Raw genomic sequence first — 23,562 nt, forward strand, 5'->3', positions numbered from 1 at the left:
AAACGTTATTGAAAGTGATGAACTGCTGGGTGAATAGCCTTAGAAAGGCTTGAGCGTAATGCGGTGAAAGTCGCACGTTACGTTCTTAGGGGACGGGATCGGAGCAATTCGATCCTGTTACCCGACTAGAATCAGAAAATACAACTAGGCACAATTCTTGTGAAGTACTATTATTAGTATAGTTAGAATAATGGACTATGGAATAAATAAAGAGCGCATGCCTTTGCGCGTTTGTGAAGGAATAAATTAGCTATCTAAATAGGATAAAAAAATGAAACTATTTTTTCAAAAGGATGTGATAGTTGATCGTATAAAAAAATTAATACAATTACTCATCCGAATTAAAGATTTTGTATTAGAACCACCACCAGGTTATCTTGAATATCAAAAAGCCATTGCATCAAAAGATGAACACTTTAATTATATGGAAAATGAATATTTTAAACGGCATATTTTGCCTTATATTATTAAAGGTCATGGTGTAAATCAGAGCGATCATTCTTCCATTAATCATCAACAATTAGTTAGTAATCATTCACTAAATACCTTTAGAGTAAACCCAGTTACTGGGTTGCCTATGCTTGGTTCGTATGATGCTGGAGGGAGTCCATTTGGTTTTAATTTCAATCACTCCATGCATCATATTAATCATCATTCAAGTGTTAGCAATATGCATTCAAATAACCAATTTAATTCATTTGATTATTGGAATAGATAGTTAACAATTTAAAGTAAGTGGTGTAATGGTCTGCTGATCGATGCATTAAATGATGGTTCTAACAGTATTTGGATTAGGATATGAATATAAAAATAATTTTTAAACACACATTTTATTATTTAATTCCCTTATTCATTTTGTTGACGCTTATTATTTCTTCTTATAATGCGCACTATAAGGATACATCTGAAATTCCAGAGCTAATCTCGTTGAAGGAATTTAGCCTTATTGCCCAAGAGAGAGGAAATTTTCGGTTATCATTTTTAGATGCGCTTTATATTAACGTTTTTTATTTCATAGTACCGGCACGATTCATACCTAAAAAAGCCAGCCTGGAGCTATTAGAGCAGAAAAGTCAGGCTCTTGAATCTAATCAGTCTGGTGAGGGCGTTAATCAATGTGTACGAACTTAAAATATCACGTAATGTAACTATAAACAGCCGTTAAGCTTAAATCGAATATCGCAAATTATGCTGAGCAATTACCGATTAGGGTTTTTAAGCTGTATCCGCATAAACACTCAAATATAGCATCAATTTCTATTTGATTGGCGCTGTTTAAATATGTTTCAATTAAGTATTCAGATTGTTTGTTCGGATCTTCGTCATCCTCAAAAATGGCTTGAGTAATTTTTTCTATAATATTCATAGAACCGCCCCTTATGTAAAGGCCGTAATTGAAGTTTACGGCCTGTTTTAATTCGCTTAATCAATCGCTGCATAAATGTCCGCAGCTTCTTTGTGGTATTCAATGTAGTCTCGCAATAAATAGTATTGCTGGATTGTTTTATCTGATTTAGTTTTCCAACACAGTTGATTAAGAACACATAGGGTTGTAATGATTCCAGCGGCATCCGCGCTCACTTCTCCATCATATCCGTTGCCTTCCACATATATGGGGAGTGGCTCGTCCATGTCAGGAGCCAAGTAAAAACCACGATTGCTCAATTCATAAAAATGCCAATAGCCGCCTTCGTAAGTAGGGCACATCACTTTTAATGTGTTGTAAATGGCTTGTTCAGCTCTTATCATCATGGTGCCAAAATGCTTAGGTAAAAAAGAAAGGCGTTGCTTATCGCAAACTAATTTTGAAGTAATGATTGTTGTCATTTTTTATCCTTAATGTTTTCTATTATGTTCCTAAGTGAACAAATACATTATGGCAAACAATGGTGATTTTGTCAATAAAATACATCTTTTAAATTGACGTTATTTATTGCGTGAGGATGCTATTTCATTCCAAGATGTAATTTATTAGCTTCATTGGCATTGATTTGTTGCATTCTTGTTTTAAATTCAGACTCGCTAATCCTTTGACATTTATCTAGATCAAACCTGCTTATAGATGCAACAGGGTGAGGGGCGCTTTCCTTTTCCCAAGTGATTCGCACAAGGTATTCATTCTGCATTTTTATATAGATAATATGCGCATAAAAACTATTTCCTTTAAAAAGTCGCCTATGTTCAATCCAATCTTGAGAATTTTTTTCAATTGGCCAGCAAAGTGTTTGTATTTGATACTTTTTATAACGATTTTTTCCTTTGAATAGGTCATTTAAAAAGTTCTTAAGCCCTTGGTTTCTAAAGTAAGTATGTCCCTCATCACCATAATGTTTAAAAAATAGCTCGGAAAATCGCTCTAAAGGGCTTTTTTCGATAACAAAAAATATGGCCAAAGGAGAGGTTTAAGAATCAAATAGCGTTTGACATCAGGTCTTTTTAGCAACAAATCATTATTGTAATATATTTTTAAGCGTTGAAAACTGAGAAAGCTGTTGATGGAATAACTTAAGGTAATTAAACCACCAACTATATACACCATTATCAAAAATTCTTTTACACTTACATCCATTGCTTGCCACCATAATTTCTAAATCAAAAATCATTTAAATGAGGACTTTTAACGATCGGTTAATTATAACATTCTTATGGGTAATTGGCGTGTACTTTGATTCAGTTATGTTGCACATTCTGTTAAAATTACATCAATGACAATCAACCGTATTTGATTTTGAGCGCAATCGGGTTATAATGTAATTAACCATACCCGCCACGCCTCTTAACAATGCGGACCAGGGCGGGTTATTTATTTTATGCATTCAAAAAATGGTTTTTAATAAACCACCTCTTTCCATACCAGAACAAATACATCACTTACGACAAAAAGGGCTGTTGCTGGATAATGAGCAAGAAGCTAGTCAGTATTTGACGACCATTGGTTACTATCGTTTGATGATTTATTTTAAGCCTAATTAGCTCTGCGACAAGCTCTCACCAATTTAAACCCAACACACGATTTTCGGATTTTTAAATTTGTATGCATTTGATAGGGAGCTGCGCTTATTAGTTATCGATGCCCTAGAGCGAATAGAAGTGTCTTTTCGTACCGCTATATCAAATGCCATGAGTTTAAAGTATGGTGCACATTGGTATCTAAACATGGATTTATTTTCTTCGGCTGAGCAATATCAAATGTTTTTGGAGGAGGTTAAATCATATCTGAAAGTTCACACGAAGACTTTATTAAAACGTATTATGCTAAATATCATCATCCAGAACACCCGCCAAGCTGGATGGTCATGGAATGCATTTCTTTTGGTACAGTGTCCAAGCTCTATGCCAATATTAAAGATCGTACTGTAAGAAAAGAAATTGGTGATACTCTTGGACAATATAGTGAAATTATCAAATCATGGATGCGCTCATTGACTTATACCAGAAATTTATGTGCTCACCATTCTCGCTTATGGAATCGGTTTTTCGTCAATAAACCCAAGGTTTCAGAAATAACAATATCTTTTGAACATAACGAGAGTCCTTTCTATCTACAAGCTTATATTATTCATGAATGATTAAAAAACAGCTCGCCAGGCAATCATTGGCGCAAACAATTGTTTCTTCTTATGCAAAATCATCCTTCTATACCCTTTTCAAAAATGGGATTTTCTGAGCATTGGAAACAAGATGGCTTGTGGCTGTTGGAATAATAATCTCAATAAACCAATTCGATAACGCCTGATGGAAACATCTAATACCTTTTGTTACTGGGGTTATAGAGCATAACCCCAGTAACTCCGTTATTAATTTTTTATGTCTGCACTAGCTACATTGCCGGTTATAATACTTTGCTGCAATTGCGATGCGATATCATTCGGTAACTGCGGCAATAAGATTGTACTGGATTTGTTATGTGAGCCTATTTCTTTTAATGTATCAAAATATTGAGTAATCAATACCAAGTTCATTATATCTGCAGACGATACCCCGGGTACGGATTTTTGGAAATCTTCTACAGAATGGCTTAGCCCATCGATAATTGCTTTTCGTTGATTGGCTGTTCCTTCGCCTTGTAACCGCTTGCTTTCTGCTTCTGCCTCCGCCTTTTTGACTATCAATATTTTCTCTGCTTCTCCCTTGGCTTGAGCTGCAACTTGCAATCGTTGTTGTTCGTTAATTTCATTCATTGCATTTTTTACTTTCATTTCTAACTCTATGTTCGTTACTAATGCTTTGACAATTTCAAATCCAAAGTCTTGCATGGTCTCGCTTAAATGGCTTTTAACGGCATTAGCAATGCTGTCTTTTTTTTCAAAAATATCATCCAAGATCATAGTTGGTGTTTCAGAGCGAACGAGATCAAGAACATAGGCTGTAATTTGTTGAGAAGGGTCTTCCAATTTATAGTAAGCATCATAAACTCCGTCATCTTTGATGCGATATTGCACGGAAACTTGAATCTGGACAATCACATTATCTTTTGTCTTGGTTTCGACTTTGACATCTAATTGTTGAATTCGTAACGATAACTTACCGGCAATCCAATCAATAAAGGGTATTTTAAAATTAAGCCCCGCACGTGCAATAGAGTGATATTTTCCTAAGCGCTCAATAAGTGCAACTTCTTGTTGTTTGACAATAAACAGGCCTGTTAAAATAAAGATTAACAAGAGAACAGCGATACCAATTAATAGTTCAATCATCATTTATAGCTCCTTATTAGAAAAAAGAAATTCAGTAGTAACGGCAAGAATAGAAATGGCAATGCATATTCCAATTTTTCTCGCATGGATTCAAAAAGATCTTTTCTTGCTGCATTTGGCACATAGTAGGAATGGGATAATTTTAATACGAGCTTTTTATCTTTTTTATCTCTTAAAGTTACTTTAATGGGGTTATCTCCCCATGTTTCTGAATAAGTAAATTGATAGGGATGTGCGTTATTGGGTTTCATTTCATTAATATTTACCACATCAAAATCACTTATTGGTTTTGGGCTTTCATCTGAAAACCTGAGCTCATAAAGGATCTGTCTGCGTTTTACCTGAGGTAAGCCACCTTGAGCCAATAATTGATTATTGCGCTCGTATTCACTATACAGCTCGCCATCAGATGACTCAAAATTCGGTTCATTGTAAGAGAATGGATGCCCCTTCTGCGAAAATAAAATAGAGCCTGCAGCTAACCCAGTTAAAAATTTAGAATGTTTTACCGTAGGCGATATTCGCTGCGGTTTCGTCTTCCCATGGGTATGAGCTACTCTAAATGATTTAGAAGGCCCTGAATGAGCAGGATAGGATAAAAAAACCCCCATGAATAGGGTGAGGGCAAAAATCCTATTTATAGCAATTAAATAATTATGACTTCTTAATAACTCATGTGCGATTCCTTTGGGTAATTGTTCATCAAACCATTTCCAGAGTTCGAATCTATTCGTTCCTTTTGCAAAATGAAGAAAATCTTCTTCAATTTCATCCTCATCGTTTATTGATACATCCCCTAACTGCTCCCATAAATTTAAATAATCCATTGTGTTTTCTCCTAATAGGTGAGTAGGCTAGAAAAAATCCAGCCTACTTAATTGGATTACTCTTCTTCTTCGGTATAGTGCAACCCATCAATAAAGGCTTGAGCTACAGAAATGGCCTCTGATTCGGTATTTAAACCACAAAATCCTTGGACGGTATGGCCATCACAATCATCGATGCGAATATCCGCTATATAGCGTTCATCGGATTCTTGATAACTAATTTCTATTTCGTGTTCTTTATAACGAAGTGTTTTAATCACTCTAATCGGCTTTAAGAATAAATCGTCTGAAACGATTTCTAACACATCCCAATTAATGCCTATGGTGGCATCATGATTTTTTTTAAGATGTTGTAATACGATACTTGCTTGCTCTTTGCTAAGTAGTGGCCTCACATCCAACACATCTTCTATAGACCAAACGATGCTGATTTCTTGTACTAAACTATTTGTTCCGGCTGTTGATATATTGCTCATCAAAATCCCCCATTTTTTTATTAAACAGTTAATTAGTGGTAACTCCCTGCTTATGCAGGGAGCATTTTCGAAGTCTAATGATAAGAGGAATAATAAAGAGGGGCACCATCCCAAAGGCTGGCATGAGAGAAGGAGTTCATGCGTACTCTGCCTTGCGCGTTTGCTCTTTTTCTAAAGGGTTCATCAATAAAACAATTAGGTTTGGCTTTTGTTTTTCCGCAAAAAGCATCGTTTCTTTCAGTGATTTTTTCTTGTGCAATTTCTCTGAGTACTACAGTGGAAGTTCCAATTAGATCAATGACCTGATAAAAATCAATGTTAGTTTGTTCGTAACCCCACGAAGCATAGAGGATAGAACCGATTTGAAGAGGGTGTTTAATCATGATTTATTCCTTATTTTATCTATTATGTTCCTAAGTGAACATCTATAGTATGGCAGACCATAACAAAATAGTCAATATAATAGATGCATTTATTTTATCTTTTTTATAGATTTTATTTATTGACAAATTTGGTTCTTGTAAATAAACTAAGTAGTAGTGTCATTAGGACAATAAAAGAAAACGAGGTAATTATGATTCATCTAAATCAAACCAATGCACCACTTGAGCTGGCCTTTTCTTTAAACGATTTATTAAGAGCGTTAATGTTTACATTTTCATCTACCAGAAATCAGGATATTTCTTATTCCTATTGGAATAGGTTGTCCATTAGAGAAGCCATCGGCACTTATCTGGAATTAAATACCCTTGTTCATTACCCCCAGCTGTGCAATGCACTAAGGCGATTAGAGCGTTTAGATTATCAGGTAGAATTTTTTCTGGGGGATATTCCTGAGATGAATCAACAGGGTATTGAGGCGATGATTTATTCTTTAGAGACAATAAAAAATAAATTATTGGATGCACGAACTCAAAAAGCCATCCTTGATGCTCAATTTAATAACCTTATTTACCTGTACGGGCAAAATACAACAGTGCCTGTATTGCATGCTTTCAAACCTTATTATTCTTTGCGAAGAGCAACTTTCTATAGTCAGTACACTACACGTACCAGAAAAATAACTATTTCCGGTGTTCCTTATTTCATGCATTATCATGGCCATCGATTACAAAAACTAAGAAACTTTTATGAATTAAACGAACACCATTTATTAGATCGATATTTTGATGCAACAAAACAGGATACAACAGCAATAACTCCAGTAATGAAAACCTATTTATTGGGAGGATTCATTAATACGTCCATGTTTGCATTTCGTTCTAAATACGATTACAAACAATCTGGTAAAAATACTACATTCATTTGACAACAAACAAAACGTACACGCGATTTAACGATGCAAAAGACTGTGCATTGCAATACTGCAACAACTCATCACTTATTTTATTAGAGGCTTCTTAATGAAAAAATTATTGCGATTCGAAGTGAAACAAAATTTGCGTAGACCCTCAAGGGTTTACGTCAAATCAACGGATGGTAAGAACATTTATGGTTCTTTTCATATGAATGAGCCGGATTTATTCGATGGTTGGAATAATCTTTCAATTAATCAAACAATTGAATTAAAACAGTTCATGCAAAATCTTAAGGCCATTCATCAGCACTTGCATCCTTCACCAACAAGCACGTTGCTCGATTTGCGTTTTCGATTACCGTATGAATTTATCGAAGTTTTGGAGCAGATTGAAATTATTTGTGACGAGCAAAAAGTGGAGTTAAACATCTTTGAACCTATGGTTAGCAGTATGATACAGCAAATTAAGATTGCGGTAGGGAAGCTATCAGGTTCCAGCAAAGAACATGCTTTAACGTTACTGAATCAAGTAAACCTTGCCGAATATAAAAAGCAAGATTTTAGTAATCAAATAAAATCAATTTTTTCAGAATTACAAGCCGTTGTTAATCGTTCTGAGAAATTGCATCACAAAGCAATAACCTTATTTGATAAAGATAAAAGCTATTCTCCTATGGCTGTTAAAGGCATGGCTAGCGGAGAAACAACCCCCTCAAAATGGCTTGTGGCCTGTGCAGTTGAAGTATTGCTCAATGAAAAAAACGATATTCTTTTTAAAATTCTCACCGAGGATGATGTGTTTATGTTATGGGCTAAACAATTGCTCGATCAAGGGCATAATCCAGAGGAGATCATACATAAAATAGATGCACTCAATAAAAATGAGTTAATTAATAAGATTAAATGTTATAAAAAATAATATGATAAAATGGTAACCATTTGCATAGATGGTTTTTAGAAGAGAGGTATTGATAGTGTTCTTAACATCTACTAACGGTTATATCATTGTTCTGGGGCTTGTGCTTACGTGGTGCATTCTATTTTCTATTTTCAATGAAAAATCATCGCGGCGTTTGGGTATAAAGCTAGGGATCTTGGTGCTGTTTTTATCTCCATTCATTGCTAAATTGAGTTATGATTTCTATGCGACTGCTTCACGGCAATTGTTTCTTATGGGTGCCAATGGTGAAATTCAATTAGCGTACTCACCATTAAAAGTGCCAAAGACCCAAAATAACCATTATTGCGATCGCTTTACAGATAGCAAAGGTAATTTATTAAACCGCTCTACAATAGGTGATAAGCATCTATTTTGTGGTGTCTTTTGGAATATGGGGAAACATGATGTAGTGTTTTTGCCTTACAAACTTTTGGGAAATAATAAAGCCATCTACTGGGCTTCACCAGAGCTAAAAATTATCGGTCCAATGCCTGAAGACCTTTCAGCAAAAGGAAAAACAAACAATATCGCTCCAGTTTCATCAGAAAAACCCAATAGAATTTATGTAGAAGCAGGTAAAACGGCGCACATTATAGTTACAAAACAATTTAAGCTTCCATCTGATAAGGTTCACAAAGAAAAAACAGTATCTCCTGGAACAGTTTTATCAGGAGTTACGCTAGATCCATTTGACGCATCAGAAAAACTGGGACATGGACGTTTTAAATTATTCATTGGAAATACATCTTGTATCGCCTCGTCAGATACACATATTATACCTGATTACGATACTGCAACTGCTATAGCTAACATCATCAGCTTAAGTTGTTTTAATGATGAGAAACATGCGATTCCAATACAAGCAATAGCAACTGTTTCTGGAAGAGCACTATATCCTAAAGAATAAGAGGTGAGTTGAAACGCAGTTCACACCTGCCTCAAAAAGGAAACTATTATTATGCGCATCCATTTAAAAACACTAATACACTCTTTATCGTTTTTACTGTTAGTTTTGTCTTATTTGTCGCTTTCATTTGAAACCGCTCTAAAATCAGGGGTATTCTCTTCTTATAGCGATTTATTTATCCCAATAACCCATTCTTTTTACTGGCTAAGGTTTGCTTTGCTGCTAGCGCCTGCGCTTGTTTTGATTATTCTTTCTTCCGTTAAAATGAAGAATTATGAGTCTATTTTAAAAGGATTTTTCCTTTTTACATCCCCCGTTATTATAAGTAATAATCTCAGTTTATTTTCAGCTCCTAATGCAATTCCCCATCTAAATCAGCCTCAACAATTTATACAGCTTTATTATTATGTCTCATGGATCAAATCCATAACTTGGTTGGGAATTATTCTATTAGGCTTGATTTGGATTTTTCAAAAGAAACCACAACCAGTTGAGACACAAACCCATTTGCATTCATTATTATTGCTAAATAAATAGCTTACAAATCTTCAATAACTCTCTATATAAAGTCACCTCTGGATGGCTTTCGTTTAGTTATAAACCATTAAAATCAAGAAATCTCTTACGAGAATTTGCGCCATTTTGAGTGTGCCAATTTAGAGTTATGAGCTATGATTGAATCAGTACGAGGAAAGACAGCGGATGTCCTATAGGGATTATTTGAAAGCATCATGGATGATGCATTGCCACAAGGAGGTGGCCTGTCTCCTCGGAACACTCTTAAACTTACCCTCACTTTTTTAAATCCATAACCTTATTTTTTGACCCAGAAGACGATCAAAAATTTCTTGAAAAACCCAAACGCTCAATTTTGTACAAGCCCAATAAATTTTAAATCAGGAATCACGGCAAATTATTTATGAATTATGGTCACACTTGGTGGTGAATATAGGTAAATAATTAATAACCTCAATTCAATTGATACAAAGTATCAATTGATATAAAATGATACTTTGTATCAATTTGCTCTATAAATAAAAATGCTTCTTAAAAATAAAAAATCCTATAATCATCTATTAATTGAATTAAAGAAAAAAGAAAACATTACTGCTGAAAAACTTGCCGAACTAGCCAATGTAAGTGTTGCGACACTCAATTCATGGCTTGCAAATCCAAACACAAAAAAATGGAGGCGATTAGATAAGGATCGCTATTACTATATAAAAGCTAAGTTATATTTTAGTTCACAAAATAGTTTTGATAAAAAAGATAATATTAGAACTTTTCTACATCATATTGACATAGCTTTAAACATAGCCCATAAGAGCGCTGTTACAGGCCAATCAATTCCAAAGGAAGAGTTACAATTTATAAAACAGGCTAAAGAGATGAATCAATTAATAGTAAGTTCAATATTCGATTTAATACCCACTGATGAGGAAGAAAAAAATCTTATTAAATCTCTTATGGAAGAACATGATTCAGAACAAATTTCTGCAGAAGAAGAGTTTTATCTTGAATTCCTTGCTTCCATTAATAAAAAAGAAGTATTGGAATTACATTATCAAGAAAAACAATCTCCTTTTATAATCGCCAAAACATTAAAGTTTCCCACACGATTGATAGAACGACTCATCCGTGAAGATGAAGAAGAAAATATTAAAACCTTAGAGCTAATGAGAACCCACGCAATTTCTTAATTTGAAAATTATGTCTGTATTCAATTATTTGTAGTTGTCATTTGCGGTGACTAGCAGTAGAATATTATTATAAATCAAATAGTTAGGTCTGATTATCACGATTACTAGACTTAAGGAAAATAATCAGACCTTCTTTTTATACATTTTATAATGGTGGCTAGTATTTAATTTTTATTCGATTCATCTGAATTTGATTTATTAACAAGATATACTTTCGTTACTTGTGATTTTGGCCATAAGAGACCACACCGAAAATAAAGCACGTCATCTCGCTCAATACTATCAGCACCACCCTGAGGGCAAGTTAATTTAATCAGCTCAAACATCTTCTCTTTTGATTCTAAAGAAATCGTTTTACTTACTAAAAAATCGGGGTATAGATTCGTATTAAAAAATACCAATCGCTCAATTGCCGCCAAGAAACCCCAAAGCAGAAGCAAGCCAATGAGAATAATGACACTTAAGTCTTTAATAATTGGTTTCATTTATTTCCTATTTAGAAGAACTCTATTTCATCACACCAGACCATTAAGATTTGTTAAAAGTTGGTATTATTCTTTTCATATACTCATCAAACAAAGGTACGGTAAAAGCCATTTCTCCATGACTAGGGCTATAGATCATACCTTTCTTAATCAATCTATCTCTTACGGGACCTAAGCTTGATACACTTTTTCCTAATATCTCTGCAATATCTCCAGTTCTTTTTGGTCCAGCCCCAATTTCAGCCATACCTCTAAGATAGTTTTGTTCACTAGGAGTTAACCGATCAAACCTGACTCGAAAAAAATTCTCATCTAATCGTCTAATTACCAAAGAAGTTGCATCCTTCACATCTTGGAGATCTATTGGAGAATCTTTGGCATAATTCCAAGATTGATAACCCCACTCCTGTAAAAAATAGGGATACCCTTTTGTTAACTCATATATTTCTTTTAAGGCCTCCACTGTAAATTCTACATCAACCTCATTTACCGGATCCTGAAGAGCTTTATTTGCATCTACCTCTGACAATGGTCCTATATTGGGAAATTGAAAAAGACGTTCGGCATATGATTTTGAATCACCAGCTAAAGCGGGTAAAATTGGAAGCCCGGCACCGATCAAAATCAATGGCAATCTTTTCTGTTGCATTTTATGCATTGCCATTATTAAAGCGCTAATTTCATTAATACTAAAATACTGAATTTCATCTATAAGAATAGCAACAGCTGCGCCCCTTTCCTCAGCGGCTTCTGCAAGGGCTACAAAAAGATTCGGTAGATCCACTTCTATGTCACCGCTATCTGCGGCACCTAACTCGGGATCTATACCTAATCCAAACTCAACATCACCAACTTTAATTTTTATTGTACTTATAAAACTCTTTAGAACACCGAGGCCTCTACGAACTTTATCTCCTACCCCAGATAGTCTATCTAGATCAAACAGTAGACGTTTTAAATGTGGAATCAATAATGCACCTAAGGACTTCCCTTCATGTGCCTCTATTAAAATAGTTTTATACCCTGCTGTCTCCGCCTGTCTTTCAATTTCGTTAAGTAATACGGTTTTACCAACCCCTCGAAGCCCTGTTAACAAAAAGCTTTTTTCTGAGCGTTTCTTTAAAATGCGCTGTAATAATATATTACTTTGGCTAAGGATTTCTTCACGACCAACAAGTTCCGGTGGTGGTGATCCTGCCCCAGGAGAAAATGGATTTTTAATGGGATTCATAATATTTATATCAAAATATATGTATCTATAACCAAGTATACACATTTTTTGTTATAGATACATATATATTGTTATATTTTAGGTAAGCATGAATTTCAAAACTATACTTATCCATCTTTTTACAAGGTAGTTAGAAAGTTTATAAAATGGGGTTTTGCGAATATTACTGTTATGAGGATAAATAAATTTGTTTTTCAAGTAGTTCAGTTTTCTGCTTAAAGTCTACTTTTCGTGAATCAAACCCTTAAAAATTCACCTGAATCTTTCATAAAGTGCCTTGCATAATTATCGAATAAAAAAGTTGTTTAATACATTTTGAAAATCTCTTAGTGAGATTAAAATGTTAGAAAAATTTTGGACTTAATTATGACTGGACGTACACAACCCACTTTAAAAGAGTTTCAACAATGTCTTGATTTTTTAAACAGAGCAAGAAAACAACGAAAAATTATTCAAATTAATTTTACTATTGGTTTTTTTGTATCTCTGGGCGCTCTTTACTTGGGTTTATATGAGCCTTTCATGAATTATACTTCCCAGAAGTTCGATAAGCGTGAGAAAAAGTATCGTGAAGAATTAGAAAATATGGAATTAAGAATACAGCAGCTTAATGCTGAGATAAGTGATTTGGATGATGTTATAAAGAGAAATCTACATAAAATTTTGCAAGGATTCACCAAACAGCAAAGCCGTACAACAGAAGAAATAAACACCCATTATAGTAGCTTATTTTTTGATAAAAAAATTTCGTATGAAGAGTCTGATAATGGGATAGCACAACAAAGGCGTCAATTTGTCTGGGGTGATCACCCGAACAGGATTTTTATGGATATGGCTGAAGTAGAGCAATCTGTTAAAAAAGAAGACTATTCTTTTGCTCTGTTTGATGGGCGGTATGAGATACGGCGCCAAAGATGTGATAATAACCGTTTGATGAACAAGTATAATTCGTTAGGTATGCTGGCTTTAATAATTATAAGTCTTTTTCTTTTTTATTCGTTCTGTGCAGCCATAAAAAACACTATAAAATTTCCTTATTCAGAAAACTGTACCCGCTCTCTGCAATATATAGCTACACATCTTGGTTTTAAAATGCCCATTCAATATATAAAAGAAGAGGAATTCATTAAAGCATTAGAAGAAAAAATTAAAATATTAACAGCAATTGAGCCTGATGTTGAAAACCAAATTACTAATGAACACTTTATATAGTCAGTTTCACATTATCAAAGTATCTTGGCTGCACCACCTGTTTGATGATGATGAAAATAAATTGTCTCACCAGTGGTGAGACAATTTAACTGTAATAAGTTATTGATCTCATAAAATTTTTAAAAAACTTAGAGGAGTAATGTTCACTCTTCCGTTAAATTCAACTATTAAGGTCTGATGACAGTAATCAGACCTTAATCAATTGATTTTTGGTTCTTATACTGCCATCTTGCCCTGCGTTCATTTGTTTATTTTAGATTTGCTCAAGTAAATTAGGATTGTTAATAAGTTTATCTTTGTCAACGCGAGATAACTTTTTAATATAACGCTCTACTTGCATTGCTTTTAATTTGCCCTCTTTAATTTCCCAGGACTGAGCGATTTTTATGGGCTTAAAACTTCTCGTGTATTTACAACGACCTGTACCTTCAACATGCGACGTGTATCTCTTTTCTAGATCATTCGTATAACCTGTATAATAGGTATGGTTTTCGCAAAGTAAAATATATACCCAGTATGATACATTGCTCATTTTTCGATATCCTAATTCTGCTACTAATCTACAGAGATATCCTACCTTCATTTCTAAAATCATACACTAGAGTTAAGCAGCTCTAACCTCAACTTGCATATGTATACCGTCATGTTCGAGAGAGTCTTGAAACGCTAATGCTATAAAATGCTCTGGTGAATAACCAAGGATTTCAGCGAATTGTTTGGCTTTTTTTGCACTCACAATCTTTCTATCATGCTCTAAATCACATAAATATTGTTTAGAAACACCAAGACGTTGAGCAAAATCTATCTGACTCTCCTCCTCTCCTTGACGAATAGCACGAATAGCCTTTCCTAAGGACATACGCCCTATTAATTTCTCTAAATACTTTCTTGCATTAGTACTCATGTTTATTCACCTCAACTATAGAAATAATTATAATTTCCTTTTGTTCATTTTCAATGTATATCGCTCGATATGCCTTATTTAATCTAATTGAACGTTGTCCTTGGCGATCTCCTTTTAATGGTTCATCATGAAACCCAGGTATTGTTCTTATTTTTTGAATACCTAATCGCTCAGCCGAATCAACCCATAACAGCAACTTCTCTTTAATATATTGTGGTATTTTTGTTAAATCTTTCTGAGCGCCTTTAGTTAGCTCGATTTGACAAGGTTTTATCAATTTAAAATGCCTATATTATTATTTATATAAATAGTACACCAATTTAGTGTACTTGTCAATTGAACCCAACTCTAATGTAATTCACAATTGCTACTTAAAACTACACTATCAAAAAACTTAAAAAACACATCCTCTTATATACAAAAGAGGACCTGTTCAATGCTGACAAGGGTTTTTGCGATTGGACAATTTTTGCTAATCGCTTATTTTTGCCAAGAGTGCCTAATTTAGTTAATATATTAATAAATCAGGAATGAGTGAGTTTTTATGCCACGAGAAGGTAAAGCACGTGTTTTAAATGAGGCGGAATTTAAACGGTTACTTATCGTGGCTAAAAATGGATCAATGGGCACGCGAAATGTCGCCATGGTGTATTGTTCGTTTGGTTTAGGACTGCGCGTCAAAGAAATCGCGTCTCTTTGTATCGCCGATGTGGCTAACCCTCATTATCAATTGCTGGATGAAATTTGTTTAAAACGGTCAATGACCAAAGGTGAAAAACAACGCTATGCTTATTTAACCAATAAAAAATTGTGTGAAGCGCTGCAAACACACCTTAACGACTTAAAGCCTCTCTCTCGTGATAAACCTCTTTTTCAAACTCAACGCAAAAGTCGGTTTACGCCGAATGCTTTACAAAAATGGTTTAAGTCACTCTATGACCAGGCCGGTATCGTGGGTGCAAGCTCTCACTCAGGTCGTCGCACGTTTATCACCCGCCTCATTGAACAAGGAGCAGACATCAAAGCCGTATCACGCTTGGCTGGCCATGCGAGCATTGTAACCACGGCGATTTATGTCGAAGATAATCCTGATCGGCTGAAGAGAATTGCTAACCTGGCGCTTTTTTAATGTTAATGCTGACTTGGTTCGCCACCCTACCTTTTCTACATCTTATTAATTTTTCCACTTGCTCTGGGCAAATGGTGCGATTTGAAAAAGAGACACGATATTATGAACTTCATCTGCAGCAAGATTTACTCAAGGACTGGATAATCGTGGCTATCAATGGCCGAAAGCAATCGAAACTTGGTCAAAGTCGCACGATTGCTTTTCCAAATTACGAAGAAGCATTTGATCGATTCTGCACGATGATCAAAATGCGTTACCAGCGAGGCTATTGTGTGACAGCCTATTTCAGCAAACCTAATTTCATTTATTTGCTCTCCATATCGACTATTACTGAACTCCCAACTTCCTCAACAAAAAGACATAAATCTTTAATAATAAAACAGCGACCACAACTCAGTACCAATCCACTTGGACATCCAACTCAGCAACAGATTTCGTTCTTTTTTTAAGCAAAATAACTCATTTAATGTGCAATCGCTTTAAAAACAAAATTTAAGGTCATTTTTAGACGATACAATAAGAATATATCGTATGATATTAAGAAGCAGTCGATCGCGCCTCATACGTAAAATATAAAGGTCATTTTTTCTTGACTAAGAAACAATAACTCATTACAGGGGTATGGGGAGTAATGAAACGACTAACCGACTTAAGGAAAATTTTATAGGAAATACTGATAATCAACGCCAGATTTTTCAGCAATAATCTTAACTTTGTTTTTCCAATTGGACGTGTTCCATTTTCCATGGAGGATAAGTTTGCTTGGGTTGTGCCGATTAATTTGGCAAACTCAGTTTGATTCAACCCCTCCCGAATACGAATCCCTTTCAATAAAGCACCGGCCTTACCATAACGTTCTGTTAAATTTTTAAAAGCTTCATCTGCGGGAATTGCCTCGATACTTGTCTGATGTAATAAATATTCAAATTCATTTTGAAGTTCTCTAATAAATGATAAATCATCTATCTCTATTTTTTAGATAGAATCTCTTAAATTCAGAAAGATCTTCTTTGATTTTCGCTTTTATTGCATCTTTTTCAGTAAGGGGCATTTTCGTGTGGTCCCAACATAATATATCTCTATCATTTGAGTATCTTCAAAAACTTTCCAACAACATACATAGGTAGGATTTCCTTTCTGAAGATGACAGTGGCGCCAATCATCACTTTTTCTCTGACTTTTCAATCCTTTGAATTTTTTATGGTTAGGCCATTGAATACCCGGATCACCACCTTTATTTTTTAAGTCTTTGACTAATAAGAGCAAAACAAACTGTAGATCCTCAAAGTATTTTAATTGAGCATAAATATTTTTTATAGTGTTTTAAACGTGTCTTGCATCAATATCGAAAATAATTGATTAGCTATTTTGATTTATATTCATATTCTTAGATATTTAAATTAACTAAAATGTTGCCCGAAAATAGCTCCGACGTACATACTAAGCCATTATGACAAAAATGGAATTATGCTATTAAAGATTGGGTATGTAAAAGTTTTATGACAAAATAGTAAAAGAACATGGGTAAGAATAAGGATAGGAATCACATGAACGATATTATGTCATTTAAAATAAAAAAAATACTCCTTCTTAAAATTATTTTTGCGGCAATTTTTTCCTGCACGACACTCAATGCCTATGCTGGCATGCAATCCTATCACCTCCAATACCACAAGAATTCCAAAATAAACAATGTGTCCTTATTCAATGCTGAAGTATTAATAGAGTTCCACCGTGGTGGCAATTCACTGGGAAGACTTTTGACAAAAACGAATGATGCTCAAGACATCACCATCGACAACACCTATGGGAGCAATTTGGTTATTCACGTGCTATTCATCAATAAAGAGGGAAAAAGGCTAAGATGCTGGGGGGTATCTACTGCTAAAACAAATACCATTGAGATTCAGTGTGATAAAGTAGTTTTGTTGAAAAAGATAAAGGGAGAGACTGGAGAGTCCACTGACTCCACTAATTAAACGACTATGAACGATCAGATTAACAACTATTGACACAGAGAACCACATCGCAGGACACTCTATCCTACATTATTAAGGAAATAAACAAAAATGACTAATAAAATTCGTGGTAAAGTCAAATGGTTTAATAAAGACAAGGGATTTGGTTTTATTGAAAGCAGTGGTAAAGACTACTTTGTCCACTTTAGTTCGATTCAAAGCAGCGGCTTTAAAACACTTCCTGATGGTGCAACTGTTCTTTTTAAAATGGGAAAAGGACAGAAAGGACCTCAGGCCGAGGAAGTAGAAGTTATCAAATAAATGACCACCATTAGGTCTAGGCAAGACCATTAACTGATGACAATAACACTTATTTTTTTACTGTTTAAAACCATCAAGGAGGAAAGAAGTGAATCAACGAGTTGCTTTAGTCACAGGGGGCACTGGTGGTATTGGTACTGCCATATGCCAGGAAATGCAAAAGTTAGATTATCAAGTTATTGCCTGCTATTTTAAACAGGGCAATCATGACTTGGCGAAAGAGTGGCAGAAAAAACAAGCCATGCAAGGCTTTGATATCGACATTGTCTACGCCGATATTTCTTCTTTCAATGATTGTGAGAAAGTGACGGAACTGGTCATCGAAAAATACGGCAAAATCGATATTCTAGTGAACAATGCCGGTGTGACGAACGATGCCACTTTGAAAAAGATGACCCAAGAACAATGGCAGGGTGTCATCAATGCCAATTTGAATAGTGTCTTTAATATGACGAAAACTGTGTTATCTAGCATGTTGGACAATAATTATGGACGTATCATCATCATTTCTTCTGTTAATGGACGCAAAGGTCAATTCGGCCAGTGTAATTACGCCGCCACAAAATCTGCATTATACGGTTTTACTAAAAGTCTGGCACAAGAAGTCGCAAAGAAAGGCATTACGGTGAATACTGTCTCCCCTGGCTATATTAATACCGAGATGCTCGCCTCTCTGAGGGACGACATTTTAGAAGCAATTGTTGCCCAAATTCCTGTGGGACGATTAGGCAAACCTCAGGAAATTGCTCGTATTGTTGCTTTCCTTGCAGATGAGCAAAGTGGTTTTATTACCGGTGCCAATTTTGATGTCAATGGTGGGCAATACATGTAACTCACTCGAAAGGCCATTGAGCGTTTTTATTGTTCAAGAAGAGGGTTCTATTTCTGAAGCACATAAGTTCCTGGTGCCGCTGGCAGTGAGGGATTCATGACCGGTGGCGCAATGTGTTTTTTAGCGTTTTGCTGGACTAGCCACGCATGCCATGCTTGCCACCAGGAGTCCTCTCGCTTCTCTGCCATCGTAAGCCAGCTTTCAGGATTTAAGTAAGCCTCGCCTTGTTTCTGCTCATGAACACGATAAGAGCGTCCTGGGTGACCCGGCTCACTGATGATGCCCGCATTATGCCCACCACCAGTGAGAACAAAGGTCACATCCCCTTTTGTCATAAGATGGATTTTATAGACGGATTGCCAGGGTGCTACATGGTCTTTTTCAGTACTCACCGCAAAAACAGGCCACTTGATGTTCTCAGCAGCCACCGGCTTTCCTTCTACGGTGTAACGCCCTTCGGCAAAATCATTCCTTAAGAAGAGTTTTTCAAGGTATTCACTGTGCATTTTATAAGGCATTCGTGTGGCATCCGCATTCCAAGCGGTTAAATCAATCATCCCGCGCCGCATACCATGCATGTAGTCTTGAACCATTTTGGACCATATTAAGTCATAGGCGCGCAGCATCTGAAAAGAACCAGCCATTTGCTTGGTATCCAGATACCCTTGTTCCTTCATCATACTTTTAAGAAAATCCACTTGACTTTCTGTCACAAAAAGCATTAATTCCCCGGCTTCAGTGAAATCTCCTTGGGCGGCTAAAAGTGTCAAGCTGTTTAAACGTTCATCTTTGTCTCTTCCCATCGCGGATGCGGTAATCATAGCCAAGGTGCCACCTAAACAATACCCCATCAGATTGATTTTGGTTTCTGGCAAAAGGGTCGATACTGTATCAATAGCAGCCATAGCTCCTTGCCTATAATAATCATCCATCCCTAAATCACGGTCCTCTTTGTCAGGATTGCGCCAAGAAATGATAAATACGGTATGTCCCTGACTTACGAGCCACTTCACTAAGGAATTATGCGGCGATAAATCGAGAATATAATATTTCATAATCCAGGCGGGAACGATTAAGATAGGCTCTTTATACACCGTCTTAGTTTGAGATTCGTATTGAATGAGCTCAATCAAATGATTTTGAAACACGACTCGTCCTGGTGTAATGGCCACGTGTTGACCTGGGATAAAATGTTCAGAGCCCGTAGGCGGTACACCCGCTAGCTTTTCTAACCAATCTTCGAATGCGATTTGGCTGCCTTCAATGAGATTAAATCCTCCGGTGCGCATAGTTTCATGGAACAAATCAGGATTAGACCAAGCAAAATTGGAAGGGGACAGAGCATCAAGGCATTGACGTGTCCAGAATGAAACGGTACGTTCCACATGGTTGGGCAATCCTGGCACGTCCGTTGTGGCGCGTCGCCACCAATCCTCCATCTGCAAAAATCCTTCGGCAAATAAACGCCAAGGCATAGGCTGCCAACTGTCCTTTTTAAAACGCACGTCTTTACCACCAGCAGCACGCTCGACGCAAATGATATTATTAACGCAATCCTTGGCATGAAAAACTGGATAAAAAGCAAGTTCCCACAAAACCCCAGGGGATTGGGCCAATTGCCAAAGCCAGGTGGAGTAGGAAGAACCGAGGGCAGCAGGACTTATTCCTGCCGTCCATTTAGCCAAGTTAGCGTGCATTAATTGAGTTAAAAAAGGAAAAAAGCTATCGAGAGTACTCCTATCAGCAGGTGCACAACAAGAGAGATTCACCTCTTCTTGCAATTCTTGGTTCCGAGTGAGTATCCTTTCCTTAGGACAGCATTGTTTTTCTAGTCCCTTCATGAATGACATCCCTGGCATTACGCCCTATAATCAACAAGATATAATACAGAATAGCACAAAATTTAACCCATCAATAATACCACTTAGGAGTCGCTCTTTAAGGAATAAAAAGTGAAAAAATGCCATCTTGTAGATTTCCTATGACAGACAGCGTTTCTATTTTTTTCCTATAAAAAATACCCAATATTGTCTTTGGGCTCAATCACTCACTATTTCGTAGCCCAATTGGTGTTGCTTCTCGATGGGGAATGAAACAAGGCGAAACTACATTTCTTTGCAGTTCCTTCCAGCGATAAATTGTGTCATTTGTCCCACGGTTAAAGGTTTACTGCTGTAATAGCCTTGTACTTCTAAGCAGTGACTTGACCGTAAAAAATTGAGTTGTTCTTCTGTTTCTACACCACCCACCACCACATTCAATCCTAACTCTTTCGACAAAGCAATCGTCGATTTGATAATTAAATTGTCATTTTCTCTGAGATGAGTATCTTCAATGAAGGTTTGTTTCAATTTGATGGATTGGACTGGGGAATTTTTTAAGTGAGATAAAAAGGAATAGCCTGATCCAAAATTATCAAAAGCAAGTTTTACCCCCATAGTACGAAGTGCACTTAATGTGTCCTCAATCTTTCCCAAAAAATCGACCACAGTTGCTTCAGTAATTTCAAGCTCTAACAAATAGGATGGCATTTGATATTCTTGTAAAATTTGCTTAACAAAGAAAAGAAATCCTTTGTGTTGAAATTGACTCAGAGAAATATTAATTGCTAAGGTGTCATTGAACGCGTCATATTTCTTTTTCCAATCCATGTACTGCCTGCAGGCTGTTCGTATGACCCATTCACCAATCGGAATAATCAAGTTAAAATGTTCTGCAACAGAAAGGAATTCATCAGGAAAAACAATACCCCGCTTGGGATGTTGCCAACGTAATAAAACCTCCATCCCAATCATAGAATTCATTTTTAAATCAACGCGGGGCTGATAAACGAGAAAAAATTCTTGTCGCTCCAAGGCAAGATGCAACTCGGTTCCCATTCCTAAACGTTTTGAATATTGCTTTCTAAGGGATGGGGTAAAGATTTGGAAGTTATTGCGACCACATTCCTTGGCATTGTATAGAGCGATATCCGCATTCTTACGTAGCGTCATGGAATCATCACCTGCATCAGGAAAATAAGCGATCCCTATACTTATTCCAATAATAACTGTATTGCCCTTGATAAGGAATGGCTTATCAATTCTTTGAAGCATATTATTGGCCACTAATTTTGCCTGTTGCGGGTTATCAATTTCTGTCAGAATCACGGCAAACTCATCTCCTCCTAATCGAGCCACACCATCTTCTTCACGAATACTTGCTCGGAGACGCTTTGCTACTTCACGTAATAGACTATCACCAACATCATGGCCGAAGCGATCATTCACATTTTTAAAAAAATCCAGATCAATGCTTAACAGAGCCAGATGACGACCATATCTTTTTGACCTGGCAATCTCACGTTTTAAATCCAGTTCAAACTGCAATCGATTGGGTAATCGACTTAATACATCAAAATGCGCTAGTTTCGATAATTTTTTTTGTGTTCTCTCTAAGTCTTTTAGCGTCTTTATCAATTCAGAATTCTTTTTTTCCAAATCCTGGTTTAGTAAATGTAGTTCCCTTGTCTTATTTTCCAACAATAATTCAGCTTTCTCGCGAGCTTTTCTTTCGCGATAATAGGAACGCTCAAATAATGTTTTTTTATCATCACTCAAAGGTAATCTCCAAACGACAATGATCATCTTTTTTTAACATGCAGTGCGTCTGATTGATTATAATGTTCTTTTTAAAATGTTGAGCTGCCCCTTGGATGAGACCAATGGCAAAATGACAGAGTCTTCTGTGGGATCGATACAACATAACCAGTTGGTTTGAAGCCGGCTCTTCATAGCGAATGGTAGGTAATGTTTCATCCGGGTATAACTTTTCCACTTCCACATGAATGGTTCCATCAATACTTTTTAAAAACTCTTTTAATGTCATGTCCTGTTTTAAAAAAAATGAATACTTACTCGATAAGATAGGAAACATGTATTCACCAAAGGACTCTAAAAAAACAGAAGCTTGCTGATTTGTCTTCTTCGCTGTGGCCTGAATTAATTGTAGGAATTCTATATCGGAATAAGTACCGCCTGCTGTGTAACTCCCACCGCTAGGAAGGTCCAGCGAGGTGACTAATTCATCCCATAGTTCTATTCCATATTTTTCTATAATCATGTCATTTAAGGAGGTAAAAACGATGCCCTTCATTTATGGTCTCCAGCATAAAAATAATCTTTAAATCCCTTTTAATTAAGTAGAATGTCATTTCTCAATACTAAAATTGGTTTACTTACAGATAAAAATTCCGTGCGTTCTTACTCAATTTAACTAAAGACTCTATCCCTCTCTAATTCCTGATCACTCTTCACTGAGCCAGGTATTATTTTCTTCTTCTAATCGTATCAATATAGTTCAAATAACTATTGTTTACAGGGTTAAAAATTAACAAGATAGAAATTTATTTTTACCATTTCCTAAAAAACCAAAAAATGATAGACATACCGTGTGGCTATATATGAAGCATAGCACATATGCTTCTTGAATGAAAAAACAAACCGACTTAATTCTGCTAGGCAAACAAATTCGCAAAATTAGAAAAGAGAAAGGTTTTTCTCAAGAGGGTTTTGCCAATTTCATCGAAATGAATCGGGGTTACTACGGGACTGTGGAACGTGGCGAAGCCAATATAACCATTTTAAATCTTCTAAAAATTCTTAAAG

The 23,562-nt window shown here is 35.9% G+C and carries 30 protein-coding genes and 1 pseudogene; 15 read left to right on the plus strand and 16 right to left on the minus strand.

The genetic code is table 11. The features are described 5' to 3' along the window. Nucleotides 1–271: 271 nt before the first annotated feature. Nucleotides 272–718, plus strand: coding sequence for a hypothetical protein (locus tag ACWTEW_RS24160; protein ID WP_454783509.1), 447 nt, complete (start codon nucleotides 272–274; stop codon nucleotides 716–718). Nucleotides 719–798: 80 nt separating this feature from the next. Beyond that, nucleotides 799–1,131: a hypothetical protein gene (locus ACWTEW_RS24165; protein ID WP_454783510.1), complete on the plus strand. Its 333-nt coding sequence runs from the start codon at nucleotides 799–801 to the stop codon at nucleotides 1,129–1,131. Nucleotides 1,132–1,186: 55 nt separating this feature from the next. Here ACWTEW_RS24165 and ACWTEW_RS24170 read toward each other — a convergent pair whose 3' ends face one another. The 3 genes from ACWTEW_RS24170 to ACWTEW_RS24180 form a co-directional block, all read right to left on the minus strand. Further along, the gene (locus ACWTEW_RS24170) at nucleotides 1,187–1,366 is read right to left on the minus strand and encodes a hypothetical protein (protein ID WP_454783511.1); all 180 of its coding nucleotides are present in this window, start codon (nucleotides 1,364–1,366) and stop codon (nucleotides 1,187–1,189) included. Nucleotides 1,367–1,422: 56 nt separating this feature from the next. Continuing rightward, nucleotides 1,423–1,827 carry an antirestriction protein gene (locus tag ACWTEW_RS24175; RefSeq protein WP_454783512.1) on the minus strand — a complete coding sequence of 135 codons (405 nt, stop codon included), beginning with the start codon at nucleotides 1,825–1,827 and terminating at the stop codon, nucleotides 1,423–1,425. A gap of 119 nt (nucleotides 1,828–1,946) precedes the next feature. Next, entirely contained in the window at nucleotides 1,947–2,393 is a 447-nt protein-coding gene (locus ACWTEW_RS24180; RefSeq protein ID WP_454783513.1) for a hypothetical protein, read from the minus strand. Nucleotides 2,394–3,030: 637 nt separating this feature from the next. On the opposite strand from ACWTEW_RS24180, the pseudogene ACWTEW_RS24185 reads away from it, so the two are divergent. Then, nucleotides 3,031–3,569 (plus strand): annotated as a pseudogene (locus ACWTEW_RS24185) (Abi family protein). Nucleotides 3,570–3,797: 228 nt separating this feature from the next. Here ACWTEW_RS24185 and ACWTEW_RS24190 read toward each other — a convergent pair. The 4 genes from ACWTEW_RS24190 to ACWTEW_RS24205 form a co-directional block, all read right to left on the minus strand. Beyond that, complete coding sequence (locus ACWTEW_RS24190; protein ID WP_454783514.1) at nucleotides 3,798–4,700, minus strand: SPFH domain-containing protein; 903 nt, start codon at nucleotides 4,698–4,700, stop codon at nucleotides 3,798–3,800. After that, nucleotides 4,697–5,524 carry a hypothetical protein gene (locus ACWTEW_RS24195; RefSeq protein ID WP_454783515.1) on the minus strand — a complete coding sequence of 276 codons (828 nt, stop codon included), beginning with the start codon at nucleotides 5,522–5,524 and terminating at the stop codon, nucleotides 4,697–4,699. The genes ACWTEW_RS24190 and ACWTEW_RS24195 overlap by 4 nt, the downstream gene beginning before the upstream one ends. Nucleotides 5,525–5,580: 56 nt before the next feature. Further along, complete coding sequence (locus ACWTEW_RS24200; protein ID WP_454783516.1) at nucleotides 5,581–6,000, minus strand: hypothetical protein; 420 nt, start codon at nucleotides 5,998–6,000, stop codon at nucleotides 5,581–5,583. A 74-nt stretch (nucleotides 6,001–6,074) separates the two neighbouring features. Further along, nucleotides 6,075–6,383, minus strand: a complete 309-nt coding sequence (locus tag ACWTEW_RS24205) for a hypothetical protein (RefSeq protein ID WP_454783517.1) — start codon at nucleotides 6,381–6,383, stop codon at nucleotides 6,075–6,077. A gap of 191 nt (nucleotides 6,384–6,574) precedes the next feature. Here ACWTEW_RS24205 and ACWTEW_RS24210 point away from each other — a divergent pair, with 191 nt between their 5' ends. From ACWTEW_RS24210 to ACWTEW_RS24230, 5 genes are all read left to right on the plus strand, one after another. Continuing rightward, nucleotides 6,575–7,309: a hypothetical protein gene (locus tag ACWTEW_RS24210; protein ID WP_454783518.1), complete on the plus strand. Its 735-nt coding sequence runs from the start codon at nucleotides 6,575–6,577 to the stop codon at nucleotides 7,307–7,309. A 94-nt stretch (nucleotides 7,310–7,403) separates the two neighbouring features. Further along, nucleotides 7,404–8,216 (plus strand): hypothetical protein, encoded by an 813-nt coding sequence (locus ACWTEW_RS24215; RefSeq protein WP_454783519.1) that lies wholly within the window; start codon nucleotides 7,404–7,406, stop codon nucleotides 8,214–8,216. A gap of 55 nt (nucleotides 8,217–8,271) precedes the next feature. Continuing rightward, complete coding sequence (locus tag ACWTEW_RS24220) at nucleotides 8,272–9,144, plus strand: hypothetical protein (RefSeq protein WP_454783520.1); 873 nt, start codon at nucleotides 8,272–8,274, stop codon at nucleotides 9,142–9,144. 51 nt (nucleotides 9,145–9,195) lie between these two features. Then, complete coding sequence (locus tag ACWTEW_RS24225; protein ID WP_454783521.1) at nucleotides 9,196–9,681, plus strand: hypothetical protein; 486 nt, start codon at nucleotides 9,196–9,198, stop codon at nucleotides 9,679–9,681. A 503-nt stretch (nucleotides 9,682–10,184) separates the two neighbouring features. Next, the gene (locus ACWTEW_RS24230) at nucleotides 10,185–10,844 is read left to right on the plus strand and encodes a hypothetical protein (protein WP_454783522.1); all 660 of its coding nucleotides are present in this window, start codon (nucleotides 10,185–10,187) and stop codon (nucleotides 10,842–10,844) included. A gap of 164 nt (nucleotides 10,845–11,008) precedes the next feature. On the opposite strand, the gene ACWTEW_RS24235 is transcribed toward ACWTEW_RS24230, so the two are convergent. Both ACWTEW_RS24235 and ACWTEW_RS24240 read right to left on the minus strand, forming a co-directional pair. Beyond that, nucleotides 11,009–11,329 (minus strand): hypothetical protein, encoded by a 321-nt coding sequence (locus ACWTEW_RS24235; RefSeq protein ID WP_454783523.1) that lies wholly within the window; start codon nucleotides 11,327–11,329, stop codon nucleotides 11,009–11,011. Between the two features lie 43 nt (nucleotides 11,330–11,372). Further along, entirely contained in the window at nucleotides 11,373–12,605 is a 1,233-nt protein-coding gene (locus ACWTEW_RS24240) for an AAA family ATPase (RefSeq protein WP_454783524.1), read from the minus strand. A gap of 309 nt (nucleotides 12,606–12,914) precedes the next feature. On the opposite strand from ACWTEW_RS24240, the gene ACWTEW_RS24245 reads away from it, so the two are divergent. Next, entirely contained in the window at nucleotides 12,915–13,772 is an 858-nt protein-coding gene (locus ACWTEW_RS24245) for a hypothetical protein (RefSeq protein WP_454783525.1), read from the plus strand. Nucleotides 13,773–14,025: 253 nt separating this feature from the next. Here ACWTEW_RS24245 and ACWTEW_RS24250 read toward each other — a convergent pair whose 3' ends face one another. The 3 genes from ACWTEW_RS24250 to ACWTEW_RS24260 form a co-directional block, all read right to left on the minus strand. Further along, complete coding sequence (locus ACWTEW_RS24250; protein WP_454783526.1) at nucleotides 14,026–14,304, minus strand: GIY-YIG nuclease family protein; 279 nt, start codon at nucleotides 14,302–14,304, stop codon at nucleotides 14,026–14,028. A gap of 72 nt (nucleotides 14,305–14,376) precedes the next feature. Further along, complete coding sequence (locus ACWTEW_RS24255) at nucleotides 14,377–14,676, minus strand: helix-turn-helix domain-containing protein (protein ID WP_454783527.1); 300 nt, start codon at nucleotides 14,674–14,676, stop codon at nucleotides 14,377–14,379. Next, entirely contained in the window at nucleotides 14,666–14,953 is a 288-nt protein-coding gene (locus ACWTEW_RS24260; RefSeq protein ID WP_454783528.1) for a type II toxin-antitoxin system mRNA interferase toxin, RelE/StbE family, read from the minus strand. The genes ACWTEW_RS24255 and ACWTEW_RS24260 overlap by 11 nt, the downstream gene beginning before the upstream one ends. A gap of 267 nt (nucleotides 14,954–15,220) precedes the next feature. Here ACWTEW_RS24260 and ACWTEW_RS24265 point away from each other — a divergent pair, with 267 nt between their 5' ends. Next, a complete protein-coding gene (locus ACWTEW_RS24265) occupies nucleotides 15,221–15,805 on the plus strand; it encodes a tyrosine-type recombinase/integrase (RefSeq protein ID WP_454783529.1) in 585 nt (194 codons plus the stop codon). Then, entirely contained in the window at nucleotides 15,805–16,254 is a 450-nt protein-coding gene (locus ACWTEW_RS24270; RefSeq protein WP_454783530.1) for a hypothetical protein, read from the plus strand. The genes ACWTEW_RS24265 and ACWTEW_RS24270 overlap by 1 nt, the downstream gene beginning before the upstream one ends. A 130-nt stretch (nucleotides 16,255–16,384) precedes the next feature. Here the strand turns inward: ACWTEW_RS24270 and ACWTEW_RS24275 are convergent, their stop codons facing one another. Continuing rightward, entirely contained in the window at nucleotides 16,385–16,636 is a 252-nt protein-coding gene (locus ACWTEW_RS24275; RefSeq protein WP_454783531.1) for a helix-turn-helix domain-containing protein, read from the minus strand. A gap of 716 nt (nucleotides 16,637–17,352) precedes the next feature. Here ACWTEW_RS24275 and ACWTEW_RS24280 point away from each other — a divergent pair. From ACWTEW_RS24280 to phbB, 3 genes are all read left to right on the plus strand, one after another. After that, entirely contained in the window at nucleotides 17,353–17,784 is a 432-nt protein-coding gene (locus ACWTEW_RS24280; RefSeq protein ID WP_454783532.1) for a hypothetical protein, read from the plus strand. 90 nt (nucleotides 17,785–17,874) lie between these two features. Next, nucleotides 17,875–18,084: a cold-shock protein gene (locus ACWTEW_RS24285; protein ID WP_454783533.1), complete on the plus strand. Its 210-nt coding sequence runs from the start codon at nucleotides 17,875–17,877 to the stop codon at nucleotides 18,082–18,084. 88 nt (nucleotides 18,085–18,172) lie between these two features. Beyond that, entirely contained in the window at nucleotides 18,173–18,916 is a 744-nt protein-coding gene (phbB, locus tag ACWTEW_RS24290; protein ID WP_454783534.1) for an acetoacetyl-CoA reductase, read from the plus strand. Between the two features lie 47 nt (nucleotides 18,917–18,963). On the opposite strand, the gene ACWTEW_RS24295 is transcribed toward phbB, so the two are convergent. The 3 genes from ACWTEW_RS24295 to ACWTEW_RS24305 all read right to left on the minus strand — a co-directional run bounded on the left by ACWTEW_RS24295 (nucleotide 18,964) and on the right by ACWTEW_RS24305 (nucleotide 23,050). Continuing rightward, on the minus strand, nucleotides 18,964–20,757 hold the full coding sequence (locus ACWTEW_RS24295) for a PHA/PHB synthase family protein (RefSeq protein WP_454783535.1): 1,794 nt from the start codon (nucleotides 20,755–20,757) through the stop codon (nucleotides 18,964–18,966). Between the two features lie 264 nt (nucleotides 20,758–21,021). Next, nucleotides 21,022–22,542, minus strand: coding sequence for a putative bifunctional diguanylate cyclase/phosphodiesterase (locus tag ACWTEW_RS24300; RefSeq protein ID WP_454783536.1), 1,521 nt, complete (start codon nucleotides 22,540–22,542; stop codon nucleotides 21,022–21,024). Continuing rightward, nucleotides 22,508–23,050 (minus strand): heme NO-binding domain-containing protein, encoded by a 543-nt coding sequence (locus ACWTEW_RS24305; protein ID WP_454783537.1) that lies wholly within the window; start codon nucleotides 23,048–23,050, stop codon nucleotides 22,508–22,510. Before ACWTEW_RS24305 ends, ACWTEW_RS24300 begins: the two co-directional genes overlap by 35 nt. Before the next feature lie 334 nt (nucleotides 23,051–23,384). Here ACWTEW_RS24305 and ACWTEW_RS24310 point away from each other — a divergent pair. Continuing rightward, nucleotides 23,385–23,562 (plus strand): helix-turn-helix domain-containing protein (locus ACWTEW_RS24310; RefSeq protein WP_454783538.1); only part of this gene is annotated, 178 nt, incomplete at its 3' end.

Source organism: Legionella stuttgartensis (assembly GCF_977063405.2).